Source organism: Sphingomonas sp. R647, from assembly GCF_020177055.1.
Classification (GTDB): Bacteria; Pseudomonadota; Alphaproteobacteria; order Sphingomonadales; family Sphingomonadaceae; genus Sphingomonas.
The window spans coordinates 50,556-62,139 of the sequence record NZ_JAIQXT010000007.1 but is presented as its reverse complement, the minus strand read 5'-3'; the positions used below and the strand labels follow the sequence as shown (position 1 = coordinate 62,139).

At 65.6% G+C, this 11,584-nt stretch carries 12 protein-coding genes; 4 read left to right on the top strand and 8 right to left on the bottom strand.

The features are described from left to right. Position 1: 1 nt before the first annotated feature. The 5 genes from K9B35_RS17460 to K9B35_RS17440 all read right to left on the bottom strand — a co-directional run bounded on the left by K9B35_RS17460 (position 2) and on the right by K9B35_RS17440 (position 4,273). A complete protein-coding gene (locus K9B35_RS17460; protein ID WP_224923277.1) occupies positions 2–298 on the bottom strand; it encodes a DUF2849 domain-containing protein in 297 nt (98 codons plus the stop codon). Continuing rightward, positions 295–1,080 (bottom strand): uroporphyrinogen-III C-methyltransferase, encoded by a 786-nt coding sequence (gene cobA / locus K9B35_RS17455; RefSeq protein ID WP_224923276.1) that lies wholly within the window; start codon positions 1,078–1,080, stop codon positions 295–297. The genes K9B35_RS17460 and cobA overlap by 4 nt, the downstream gene beginning before the upstream one ends. A gap of 66 nt (positions 1,081–1,146) precedes the next feature. Beyond that, positions 1,147–1,320 carry a hypothetical protein gene (locus K9B35_RS17450; RefSeq protein ID WP_224923275.1) on the bottom strand — a complete coding sequence of 58 codons (174 nt, stop codon included), beginning with the start codon at positions 1,318–1,320 and terminating at the stop codon, positions 1,147–1,149. 65 nt (positions 1,321–1,385) lie between these two features. Then, complete coding sequence (astD, locus tag K9B35_RS17445; protein WP_224923274.1) at positions 1,386–2,801, bottom strand: succinylglutamate-semialdehyde dehydrogenase; 1,416 nt, start codon at positions 2,799–2,801, stop codon at positions 1,386–1,388. A gap of 65 nt (positions 2,802–2,866) precedes the next feature. After that, entirely contained in the window at positions 2,867–4,273 is a 1,407-nt protein-coding gene (locus K9B35_RS17440; RefSeq protein ID WP_224923273.1) for a protein adenylyltransferase SelO family protein, read from the bottom strand. Between the two features lie 18 nt (positions 4,274–4,291). Here K9B35_RS17440 and K9B35_RS17435 point away from each other — a divergent pair, with 18 nt between their 5' ends. The 4 genes from K9B35_RS17435 to K9B35_RS17420 all read left to right on the top strand — a co-directional run bounded on the left by K9B35_RS17435 (position 4,292) and on the right by K9B35_RS17420 (position 9,152). Then, positions 4,292–5,167 (top strand): alpha/beta fold hydrolase, encoded by an 876-nt coding sequence (locus tag K9B35_RS17435; RefSeq protein ID WP_412103480.1) that lies wholly within the window; start codon positions 4,292–4,294, stop codon positions 5,165–5,167. A gap of 692 nt (positions 5,168–5,859) precedes the next feature. Then, entirely contained in the window at positions 5,860–6,990 is a 1,131-nt protein-coding gene (locus K9B35_RS17430; RefSeq protein WP_224923272.1) for a glycosyltransferase, read from the top strand. Between the two features lie 62 nt (positions 6,991–7,052). Beyond that, a complete protein-coding gene (locus K9B35_RS17425) occupies positions 7,053–8,456 on the top strand; it encodes an NAD(P)H-dependent flavin oxidoreductase (RefSeq protein ID WP_224923375.1) in 1,404 nt (467 codons plus the stop codon). Between the two features lie 3 nt (positions 8,457–8,459). Beyond that, positions 8,460–9,152, top strand: a complete 693-nt coding sequence (locus K9B35_RS17420; protein WP_224923271.1) for a glutamine amidotransferase — start codon at positions 8,460–8,462, stop codon at positions 9,150–9,152. Here K9B35_RS17420 and K9B35_RS17415 read toward each other — a convergent pair. Genes K9B35_RS17415 through K9B35_RS17405 form a run of 3 tightly spaced genes read right to left on the bottom strand, consistent with a single transcriptional unit; the run spans position 9,149 to position 11,566 of the window. Then, positions 9,149–10,555 (bottom strand): coniferyl aldehyde dehydrogenase, encoded by a 1,407-nt coding sequence (locus tag K9B35_RS17415; RefSeq protein WP_224923270.1) that lies wholly within the window; start codon positions 10,553–10,555, stop codon positions 9,149–9,151. The genes K9B35_RS17420 and K9B35_RS17415 overlap by 4 nt on opposite strands. Before the next feature lie 2 nt (positions 10,556–10,557). Then, positions 10,558–11,301, bottom strand: coding sequence for a prepilin peptidase (locus K9B35_RS17410; RefSeq protein ID WP_224923269.1), 744 nt, complete (start codon positions 11,299–11,301; stop codon positions 10,558–10,560). Further along, a complete protein-coding gene (locus K9B35_RS17405; RefSeq protein WP_224923268.1) occupies positions 11,294–11,566 on the bottom strand; it encodes a hypothetical protein in 273 nt (90 codons plus the stop codon). Before K9B35_RS17405 ends, K9B35_RS17410 begins: the two co-directional genes overlap by 8 nt. Positions 11,567–11,584 lie beyond the last annotated feature (18 nt).

The window sequence follows — 11,584 nt, the reverse complement described above, 5'->3', positions numbered from 1 at the left end:
GTCAGATCACCCAGCTGCCGGCATTGGGATCGGCGGGTTTGAGCGTCAGGTCCGGGCGCACGGTCGGCCCGAGCGCGCGGATGCGGTCCTTGATATGCGCGGGGCGCGGTCCCTCGGGCGTCGCGGTCGCGTCAATGACATAGGGGCCGTTGACGCGGCGCGCGCCTTCCTCGGCCTGCGCGATCGCCTCGCCCTGATCGGCCACGTCCGCCGCATCCTCGACATGGCGCGACCAGCCGCTGCCGGTCCACCAGGTGACATCGCCACTGGCAAGGTCGTTTCCGGTCAGTAATTTCATGCTAGCGCCTCCGCCGCTTTCGCCCAGCTGGCGAGCTTGTCCTGCGCATCCGACAGCGCGACCACTTCGCCGACGACGATGATCGCCGGGCTTTGCACCTGCTCACGCTCGACCATCGGGCCGAGGTCAGCGAGCAATGTCCGGATCGCGCGGCTGCCTGGCAGCGTCGCGCGCTCGAGCACCGCGACCGGCATGTCCGGCGCCACGCCATCGCCCATCAATTTCTCGGCAATGTCGGGGCAGGTGGCGACGCCCATATAGATGACGAGCGTGCGGCCCTTGCCCGCCAGACCCGACCAGTCCTGATCCTTCAATCCCTTGCACTGGCCCGCAACAAAGCTGACCGCGCTCGACCAGTCGCGATGGGTCAGCGGCAGCATCGCTTCGGCCGCGCCGCCCAGCGCCGCGCTGACGCCCGGAATGACCTCGACCGGCAGGCCCGCGGCGCGCACCGCCTCGACCTCTTCGCCGCCACGGCCAAAGATGAACGGGTCGCCGCCCTTGAGCCGCACGACGATCGCACCGGTCTTCACATGCGCGATGATCAGGGCGTTGATGCCATCCTGTGGCACGGTGTGCTTGGAGCGCTTCTTGGCGACGCAGATGCGGTGCGCGTGCGGAGCCAGATCGAGCACGCGCGGATCGACCAGCCCGTCATGGACCAGCACATCGGCGGACTTGAGCGCTTCGACCGCGCGGACGGTCAGCAGGCCCGGATCGCCGGGGCCGGCGCCGACCAGAATCACGCGGCCACGCGCGGTGGGATCGAGCAGGGAAACCATGCCACCCAGATGGATGCCGGGCGGGCAAGCCACAACCGAGGGTTGCTTGGGGATGGACTAGCGAATCTATGCCTTGGACAATTCGCGCGCGCGCTGGGCCAGCTTCACCGCCTCGTCGATCAGGTCCGCCGCGAACGCGACATCGTCGTGCCCGACCGCGATGGTCAGGCAATTGCGGGCTTCCTGGGCAAGGCGTTGGGCACGGGGCGGGGCGGGCGACGCAAGGACGAGCGGTTTCACGGCGCGCTTAATCCACGGATCGCCCGGCGGTTCCGCGCTTCGTCGCATCGCTGGAAAAACAGGCGTCAGCTCTCGCGCAACCCGATCCCGATCGACACGCGCGCCTGTTCCGATTCCGACGAAACCACTGGATAGGCGCAATAATCCGCGGCGTAGAAGGCGCTGGGGCGATGGTTGCCCGACCAGCCGATACCGCCGAACGGCGCCGACGAACTCGCGCCATTAGTCGGCTTGTTCCAGTTGACGATGCCGGCGCGGATGTTTGCCCAGAACTGGTCGTACAGCTGGGGATTCTGGCTCACCAGGCTCGCCGACAGGCCGTAGCGCGTGTTGTTCGCCTCGGCGATCGCCTCTTCGAACGTCTTGACCCGGATCACCTGCAGGATCGGGCCGAACAGCTCGACATCGGGCTTTTCGCGCGCATCGGTCATGTCGATCATCGCCGGCGTGACGAACGGACGCCCCTCGATCGGCCGCTCCATATGCCGCAGCGGCTTGCCGCCCAAGAAGGTCAGCTCGAGGAAGCTTTCGGTCAGCAAATCGGCGGTGTCATTGTCGATCACCGGCCCCATGAACGGTGCCGGGTCGGCATGCGGCTCACCGATGATCAGCCGCCCGATCAGCTTGTTGACCTCACCCACCAGCGGCTCGAACAATTTCTCGTCGACGATCAGGCGGCGCGCAGCGGTGCAGCGCTGCCCCGCGCTGGTGAACGCCGACTGCACCACCAGCACAGCGGCGGAATAAATGTCAGGGGTATCCCAAACGAGGATCGGGTTGTTGCCGCCCATCTCCAGCGCCAGAATCTTCTCGGGCTTGGACGCGAACGCGCGGTTCAATGCAATGCCGGTGCGCGCCGATCCCGTGAACAACAGCCCGTCGATCCCGTCATGGCTGGCCAACGCCTTGCCTTCGTCCGGCCCGCCGATCAGCAGGCGGATGCACCCCTCCGGCACGCCTGCCGCATGGAAGCATTCGACCAGAAACGCGCCGGTCGCCGGGGTCTTCTCCGATGGCTTGAACACCACCGCATTGCCCGCGAGCAGCGCCGGGACGATATGCCCATTGGGCAGATGCGCCGGGAAGTTATACGGCCCCAGCACCGCCAGCACGCCATGCGGCTTGTGCCGCAGCGCCAGCCGCGTGTTCATCGCCGCGTCGATCCGCCGTTGTCCGGTGCGCTCGGAAAAGGCGGCGATCGAGATATCGACCTTGGCGATCACCGTCTCGACCTCGGTCCGCGCTTCCCATAACGGCTTGCCGGTCTCGCGCGCGATCAGGTCGGTGAACGCATCGCTCTTTTGCCGCACGACATTGGCAAAGCGGCGCAGCGCCTCGATCCGGTAGGCGAGCGGCCGCGCGGCCCACTCGGCCCAGCTCGCGCGGGCCTTGGCAACCTCTCCGTCGACATCGCCGCTTGCACGCCGCCACAGCACGGCGCCGGTGGCAGGTTCGGTCGAAATGATTTCCATTCCGGGCATTGGTCTTTCTGTGTGTGGCCCTGAAGATGGCCTAGTCTCTAGCAGCTATTATGCGCGATGCCACCTCACCCGTGACGTTCGCCCGCATCCAGCGCTTCGCCCATCGCGCGGATCGCCGCGACCTTGGCGTGGAACGGCCCCCAATCATCGTCGCGATCGATCGCAGCCCAGATTTCCTCGACCTCATCGATCAGCATCGAACAGGGCGCGCCCGCAAAATAGGGGTGGCTGCGCCCCTCCGGAACCGGGGCATAGGGCGACAGCGCCGCGCGCACCGCATCCCACTCCGCGCCATAGCTGTCGGGCAGCGTGCCGCCATAGGCATCGAAGTAGAACCGGTCGATGCCATGCCCGGTCGCCATCAACGCCGCTTCGATCGCCCCGTTCAGCGTCCAGCCCAGCTCGGCCGCATCCACCCCCTGCGGCGCGACGATGCCCAACCGCCGCCGCAGCGGCAGTTCATGGAACATCCGGTAATAATGCTCGAACTTCTCCAGCCGCTCGATCAGCGGCGGCGCCTCGCTGATGATGCGCAGCGACACCGCCAGCTGCGCGACATTCCACAGGATCGCATCGGGCTGGCGACCAAAGGCATAAAGCCCGGCATGGTCGAAATAGGCGGCGGTAAAGCCGGGGTCGAAATTCGCCGCAAACCGCCACGGCCCATAGTCGAAGCTCTCGCCGGTCACGTTGATATTGTCGGTGTTGAGCACGCCATGCACGAACCCCGCGACCATATACTCGCCCGCCAGCGCCGCCGTGCGCGCGACCACCAGCTCCAGGAATTGCGCGACCGGGTCCTCGAACGGCGTCACCCCGAACAATTCAGCGAGGCACCAATCGACCAGCCGCCGCATCCCCTCGGTATCGCCATGATAGGCCAGCCGCTGGAACGTCCCGATGCGGATCTGGCCATGGCTCATCCGCACCAGCACGGCGGCGCGGGTGGGGGAGGGCTCGTCATTGCGCTGCAGCGCCTCGCCAGTCTCGATCAGCGAAAAGCTGCGCGACGTGTTCACGCCCAGCGCCTGCAGCATCTCGGTTGCCAGCACCTCGCGCACGCCACCCTTCAGCGTCAGCCGCCCGTCACCGAACCGGCTCCACGGCGTCTGGCCCGAACCCTTGGTGCCCAGCTCCATCAGGTCGCCGTCCGCCGCCCGCCGCATCTGCGCAAAGGTAAACCCGCGTCCGTCGCCAAGCTCGGGATTATACACCCGGAACTGGTGGCCATGGTACCGCATCGCCAGCGGACGGGGCAGGTTCCGGGGCAGCGGCACGAACCGCCCGAAGTGGCGCAGCCACTGATCGTCGGAGAGCACGTCCAGCCCCACCTCCGCCGCCGCACGATCGTTGCGGAAGCGCAGGATCGTCTGCGGAAAGTCGGCGGCATCGACGGGATCGTAGAATGAATCGCCCAGTTTCAGCACCGCCGGATCGGGGGTGTACGCGGGCGCTTGCGGGAAATCGACCATGCGGCGATATGGGGGGCGATGGCGACCGCGCGCAACCTGCCCAGTTATACCGATGGCTATTGGTGGTCCGGCGACGGGCTGCGGCTGCATTATCGCGACTATCCGGGCCGTGCAGACCGCCCGCCGTTGCTGTGCATTCCCGGCCTGACCCGCAACGCGCGCGATTACGAGCAGCTCGCCGAGCGCCTGTCCGGCGACTGGCGCGTGATCGCGGTCGACCTGCGCGGGCGTGGCGAAAGCGGCTATGCCAAGGATCCGATGACCTATGCCCCGCTGACCTATCTCCAGGATCTGGAGGCCTTGGTCGGCGAGCTCAAGCTCGACCGTTTCGTCGCGGTCGGCACGTCGCTGGGCGGCATCCTCACGATGCTGATGGCCTCGACCCATCCCGAACGCATCGCGGGCGCGGTGCTCAACGATGTCGGGCCAGAGATCGACCCGGCAGGCCTCGGGCGCATCCGCGGCTATGTCGGCAAATCGACCTGGCACCCCACCTGGATGCACGCCGCCCGCGCGGTGGCGGAGGCGAATGCGCATGTGTACCCCAATTGGGGCATCACCGAATGGCTCGACATGGCCAAGCGCACGCACCGCCTGACCAGCGCGGGCCGGATCGTGCTCGACTATGACATGAAGATCGCCGAACCCTTCCGCGTCCCCGGCAACGAAGCCGGCCCCGACATGTGGCGCGCGTTTGAGGGGTTGAAGGACAAACCCCTGCTGATCGTCCGCGGCGGCACCTCCGACATCCTCCCCGCAGCGGTGGCGGATCGCATGCACGCGCAGGTCGCGGGCAGCGAACTGGTGACGATTGCCGATACCGGCCACACCCCGACCTTGACCGAACCCGAAGCGGCGGCGGCAATCGACCGATTGCTAGCGCGGGTGGCCTAAAACCAACCGGCGCCCACTTCTTCTTCTTAGCCCTCTCCCGCCTGCGGGAGAGGGCTAAGAGTGCGATGTCGGGAACGGTTGGAAACTATTCGCGCGGAGAGGAAATATTCGCCGATGAAAGCCAGCTGAGGCATTTCACTCCGTATGCTCCCTCTATCTTTTGAATCGCATCGCGCAGCACGTCCGATGATTCGTCATCATAGGGGGCGATAAAGGTCGCGACAGGCGGTGAGTCCGTGTCGATCGGGCCGATCTGCTCCCAGCATGTCATGTGCATATTGCGCAAGAAGGGCTCACTGACGACGGCGTGTCCCTCAAATCGGACCGTCAGTAAGGGAGTTGCACGCGTGTCGCTACACATAGCGCAGGTTTAACAGCCGTTGAGCTCGCACGCTACGGTTCACGGCAACTTGAACTTGGCCCCGGCGAGCACCCCAACCCCTTCCAATGTTGGATTTATTCTGATCTACCCTTGGCGTGGAAACCATCCGACTCCCTCACCCCCCGAATACCCCGCCTGACACTGTCGCGCGCCCGTCGCGCAACAGTCGCCCACCTGTCGCGTCCCAGTCCAAAACCCGTCGCGTCCCGGTCGCGTCGCAGTCGCTTCCGCCCGAAACCCCCGCATTTACCTCAGCTTCGTCGGACAGCCCGGTTGACTCCGCCCCGGAAATGACGAGTGCAAGGGACCGATGATGCTGAACATCCTGCACCTCCACTCCAGCTTCGATCTGGGCGGCAAGGAAGCCCGCGCCGTCCGCCTGATGAACGCCTTTGGCGACCGGGCGAAGCATGTCATCGTTTCCGGGGTCGACGGCGCGCTGGGTGCCCGCGACGCGATTGCTAAGGGCATCCGCTACGAAATCGCGCAGAACCCGCCGCCGCTGACCGGCAAGCCCTCGGTCGCCCGCTATGAGGCGATTGCGAAGTTCATGGCGCGGTTCGACCTCGTCCTCACTTACAATTGGGGCGCGATCGACGGGGTGATGGCGCGGCGGGTGTTCGGCAAGAACATGCCCCCGGTGATCCACCACGAAGATGGCTTCAACTCCGACGAGGCGTTCCGCCTCAACCGCGTCCGCAACATGTACCGCCGCATCGCGCTGACCGCGGCGCATGGCCTGGTCGTGCCGTCGCACACGCTGGAGAGCATCGCCTACCATATCTGGAAACAGCCCAAGGCGCGCCTGCACCGCATCTCCAACGGCATCGACGTCGCCGCTTATGGCCGCAAGCCCGATCCCAATGCGATTCCGGGGTTCAAGCGCCTGCCCGGCCATGTCGTTGTCGGCACGCTGGCCGGGCTGCGGCCGGTCAAGGATATCCAGATGCTGGTCCGCGCGGTCGGCGGCATGAAGACCAAGGCGCAGCTGGTGATCGTCGGCGAAGGCCCGGACCGGGAGGCGATCGAGGATACGATTGCGAACATGTGCATGGAAAAACAGGTGCTGCTCGCCGGCTTCCTGCCCGATCCGCACAAATATATGGGCCTGTTCGACATCTTCGCGCTGTCATCGAAGAGCGAGCAACAGCCGATCGCGGTGATGGAGGCGATGGCCGCAGGCCTTCCGATCGCATCGACCCCGGTCGGCGACGTCGCCAAGATGGTCGATCCCGAAAACGTGTCGACGGTGAGCAAGGATTGGAACCCAGTCCATCTGCGCGACCGGATCGAAGTACTCGCCGCCCATCCCGACGCCCGCCGCACCGTCGGCAAGGCGAACCAGATGCGCGCCCGTGCGTTATTCGACGAACAGGCGATGATCGCATCCTATGCAACGCTCTATTCTGAGGCCGCCGGGCGCCCCGGTGCGCTAGGCTAATAGCGCTCGCTAAACCGACCTGTCGAAGCTAAGGCAAAAACGAAATTTCTCGGAGGATGTCGTTGTTCAAGGGTTTGAAGCCGATCGTCTATAACGGCCAGGAAGTCTGGCCGTTGGTGGAAGGCGGCAAGGGTGTCGCGGCGACCAATCATGCTTCGGCAGGTGCCTGGGCCGCAGCGGGCGGCATCGGAACGGTCAGCGCGGTCAACGCCGACAGCTATGATGCCGAAGGCAAGATCATCCCCCAGATCTACAAGGCGCTGACCCGCCGCGAACGCCATGAAGAGCTGATCGCCTATGCGATCGAGGGCGCGGTCGAACAGGTCAAGCGCGCATTCGAGATTTCGGGCGGCAAGGGCGCGATCAACATCAACGTGCTGTGGGAAATGGGCGGCGCCCAGCGCATCCTGCATGGCGTGCTGGAGCGGACCCGCGGCATGGTCGCCGGCGTCACCTGCGGCGCGGGCATGCCCTACAAGCTGTCCGAGATTACCTCGTCCTACGGCGTCAGCTATCTGCCGATCGTCTCCTCGGGCCGTGCCTTCCGCGCCCTGTGGAAGCGCGCTTATTCCAAGGCGTCGGAATGGCTCGCCGCGGTGGTGTATGAGGATCCCTGGCTCGCCGGTGGCCATAACGGCCTGTCGAACGCCGAAGACCCGCGCGCGCCGCAGGACCCCTATCCCCGCGTCAAGGAACTGCGCGCGGTGATGCGTGAAGGCGGGATTTCGGACGATGTGCCGATCGTGATGGCTGGTGGCGTCTGGTACCTGCGCGACTGGTCGGACTGGATCGACAATCCCGAGCTTGGCACGATCGCCTTCCAGTTCGGCACGCGTCCGCTGCTGACTCAGGAATCGCCCATTCCGCCGGAGTGGAAGTCGAAGCTGATGGAGATCGAGGAGGGTGATGTGCTCCTTCACCGCTTTTCGCCGACCGGCTTCTATTCCTCCGCCGTCCGCAACCCGTTCCTGCGCAGCCTCGAAGCGCGCTCGGAACGCCAGATCGCTTATTCGACCGAAGCGGCGGGCGACCATACCTTCCAGCTCGACGCCGGGGTGAAGGGCAAGAATTTCTGGGTCACCCGCAACGATCTGCTGCGCGCCCGCGAATGGGTTGGCTTGGGCTTTACCGACGCGCTCAAGACGCCGGACAATACGCTGATCTTCGTCGATCCGGTCGAAAAGCAGGTGATCCGCAAGGATCAGGCCGATTGCATGGGCTGCCTCAGCCAGTGCAGCTTCTCGAGCTGGGCCGATTCGGAAACCAGCTCCACCGGCCGCCTCGCCGACCCGCGCAGCTTCTGCATTCAGAAGACGCTGCAGGACATCGCGCATGGCGGACCGACCGACCAGAATCTGATGTTCGCCGGCCACGCCGCTTACAACTTCAAGCGCGACCCCTTCTACTCCAACGGGTTCGTGCCGACGGTGAAGCAACTGGTCGACCGCATCCTGACCGGGGACTGAGACGTGCGGGCGCTCGTGATCCGGCACAAGCCTTATGAAGGGCTGGCTGGATTTTGGGCGCCGATCACCGCTGCGGGTTATGCGATTGACACGGTCGATGTCGACGACCCGGCCTTTGCGGCGCTGGATTTTGCGGCGCCGGACCTGCTGGTGCTGATGGGCGGCCCGATGGGCGTGTACGAGCGCGACGCCCATCCCTGGATCGCGAACGAGGTCGCCCGACTGGCGGACCGCCTCGCTGCAGGAAAGCCGACGCTCGGCGTCTGCCTCGGCGCACAGCTGATCGCAGCGGCGCTGGGGGCGGAAGTGTTTGCCGGGCCGGTCAAGGAAGTTGGCTTCGCCCCGGTCGCGCTGAACGACGCCGGTGCCACCTCGCCGCTCCGCCACCTCCGCGACGTGCCGATCCTGCATTGGCATGGCGACACGTTCGACTTGCCCGAGGGGGCCGAACTCCTCGCATCGACCCCGGCCTATCGCAACCAGGCATTCCGCCGCGGGGCGCACCTTCTGGCGCTGCAATTCCATCCCGAGATCGGGGAGGACACGCAGTTCGAAGACTGGCTCGACGGGCCGGACGATTATGTAGCGCAGGGTGGCCTGACGATCCCCGAGCTGCGCGACCAGCACGAACGGCTCGGCCCCGCAGCAGCTGCGGCGGGGCGGGCGATGCTTGGCGAATGGTTGGCCGGGCTCTAGCCGATCTGCCGCTTGATCGCCGTGTCGGTGTTCTTGCCATAAGGCGGCTTAAGCCCGCCGAGCTTGGCGACATTGAGCTTGGACTGTTTGAACACGCTCTTGGCATGGCTGAAGGTGCGAAAGCCCGGTTCGCCATGATAGGCACCCATGCCTGACGGCCCGATGCCGCCAAAGGGCAGCTCCTCCATCGAGACATGGAAGATCGTGTCATCGAGGCTGACCCCGCCTGAAATCGTGCGGTCGAGCACCCGCCGCCGCTCGCTTTCGTCGGTCCCGAAATAATAGAGCGCAAGCGGCCGGTCGCGGCGGTTTACCTCCGCAATCGCGCCGTCGATGCTGTCATACTTGCGGACCGGCAGGATCGGCCCGAAAATCTCTTCCTGCATCACCACCATGTCGTCGGTCGGATTGCGGACGATGTGCAGCGGCAGCTTGCGCGCGTTGGACGCGCCGAAATCCTCATTGCCCGGATTGACCGCGATCACCTCGGCCCCCTTGGCGCGCGCGTCGTCGAGCGCCGCAGTCAGGCGCTCGAAATGCCGGTCGTTGACGATCGCGGTATAATCGGGGTTGGACAGCAACGTCGGATACATTGCCGTTGCCGCCGCGATGATGCCGTCGACCGCCGCCGCCTCCTGCTCCGCCGCGACCATCAGATAGTCGGGTGCGATGCAGATCTGACCGGCGTTCAGCATCTTGCCCATCGCAACCCGCTCGGTTGCCTGAGCAAGATTGGCCGAGCGGCCGAGGATCGCGGGCGACTTGCCGCCCAGCTCGAGCGTCACCGGGGTCAGATTATCCGCTGCGGCATGGAGGATGTGGCGACCGACCGCAGTCGCGCCGGTGAAGATCAGATGGTCGAAGGGCAGGGACGCGAACGCCTTGCCGACGTCCGGCCCGCCGCTGACGAACGCCAGCTCGGTCGGATCGAAGTAACGCGGTGCCAGCTCCTCGAACAGCGCGGCGGTGACCGGGGTGAATTCGCTGGTCTTCACCATCGCGCGATTGCCCGCCGCGAAGACGCCGGCGAGCGGGCTCATCACCAGGTTCACCGGGAAATTCCAGGGCGAGATGATCCCGGCCACGCCCTTGGGCTGATATTCGACCCACGCTTTTGCGCCGAGCAGGCCGAGCGGGAACATCACCGGCTTCTTCTCGCGCCGCGCCCAGCGGTCGAGCGATTTGCGCGCATGGTCGAGCGGGGAGACCGATGATGCGATGTCGGTGATCATCGATTGCTGGCGGCTGCGATGGCCGAAATCCTCGCTCAGCGCGTCGCAGAAGCGCGATGCATTATCGCGCACCATCGCTGCGGCGCGCTTGAGCCGATCCTTGCGCACGTCCAGCCCGACCGGCAGCTCCGCCATGAACGCCGCCCGCTGGGCATCAAGAATCTCGCGCATCGTCACACTCCAACCGAATAGAGCCACGCCGGGAATGCGGCGATGGCGAGCAATGTGCCGAGTGGAAGCCGACTCGTCATCCCGATTTCGCGCCCCGACAGCTTCATCGCCAATGCGACGGCAAGGCCGGTGACGCTCGCACCCAGCAGCACGGGCGCGAGCATCGATGCGCCGAGCCAAAGGCCGATCGCCCCGAACAGCTTGGGATCGCCCCCGCCCAATCCCTCGCGCTTGCGAACATGGCGATAGGTGAACGCGACCAGATAGAGCAGTCCAAAGCCGATCACGCCGCCGAGGATGCGGTCGATCCAGCCGGGGGCGAAGAAGATGCCATCAACGACCCCGGCCAGCGCAAGCGCGGCGGTCAGAACATTGGGTAGCCAGAACGCGGCGAGGTCGAGCGCGGCCAGTGCCAGTAGAAGCCAGCCAAACACCGCTCCCGCAACGCCTTCCCAACCCGGCGCAACCAGCCCTGCGGAAACGCCGATCGCTAGCCCTGCGACTTCGGTGGCGGGGTGGGCGAGGTGGATGGCCTTGCCGCAACCACGGCACCGTCCCCGCTGGAGGAGGAAGCTGAGCAGGGGGACCAGTTCGTGCCCTGCCAGCGGCTTGCCGCACCCGTCGCAGGCCGAGCGTCCCTGCATCGCGCTGCGCCCCTGCGGCCAGCGGATCGCGACCGTCGCGATGAAGCTGCCGAATACCGCGCCGAGGATGCCGAGCAGGATTGGCCAATAGAGGTCAGGCATCGACCGCCTTCTTGCGGATCAGATAGCGGTACACGCCGAAGATATTGATCCCGAACAGCACCGCATTCTGCGACAGCAGCGCCTCTTCGCCGTCGATCATCGCGCCGGTGATCCACGCGATGCTGGACGCGACAAACAGCGCAAAGCCCCATCCTGTGATCCGTCGCCCATTGTCGAGGCTGACCATGAAGGCCGCGATGATGCCGCTGATCGAAGCGAACCATTTGAGGATGTCGAGCAGTTCCATCGTGGGTCCCTTTTGCATTTGGAGGGGCGCCCGCCT

Coding starts and splice junctions, on each gene's coding strand:
- K9B35_RS17460 (WP_224923277.1), bottom strand. CDS start 298: ATGAAATTACTGACCGGAAACGACCTTGCCAGTGGCGATGTCACCTGG.
- cobA (WP_224923276.1), bottom strand. CDS start 1,080: ATGGTTTCCCTGCTCGATCCCACCGCGCGTGGCCGCGTGATTCTGGTC.
- astD (WP_224923274.1), bottom strand. CDS start 2,801: ATGCCCGGAATGGAAATCATTTCGACCGAACCTGCCACCGGCGCCGTG.
- K9B35_RS17440 (WP_224923273.1), bottom strand. CDS start 4,273: ATGGTCGATTTCCCGCAAGCGCCCGCGTACACCCCCGATCCGGCGGTG.
- K9B35_RS17435 (WP_412103480.1), top strand. CDS start 4,292: ATGGCGACCGCGCGCAACCTGCCCAGTTATACCGATGGCTATTGGTGG.
- K9B35_RS17430 (WP_224923272.1), top strand. CDS start 5,860: ATGATGCTGAACATCCTGCACCTCCACTCCAGCTTCGATCTGGGCGGC.
- K9B35_RS17415 (WP_224923270.1), bottom strand. CDS start 10,555: ATGCGCGAGATTCTTGATGCCCAGCGGGCGGCGTTCATGGCGGAGCTG.
- K9B35_RS17410 (WP_224923269.1), bottom strand. CDS start 11,301: ATGCCTGACCTCTATTGGCCAATCCTGCTCGGCATCCTCGGCGCGGTA.
- K9B35_RS17405 (WP_224923268.1), bottom strand. CDS start 11,566: ATGCAAAAGGGACCCACGATGGAACTGCTCGACATCCTCAAATGGTTC.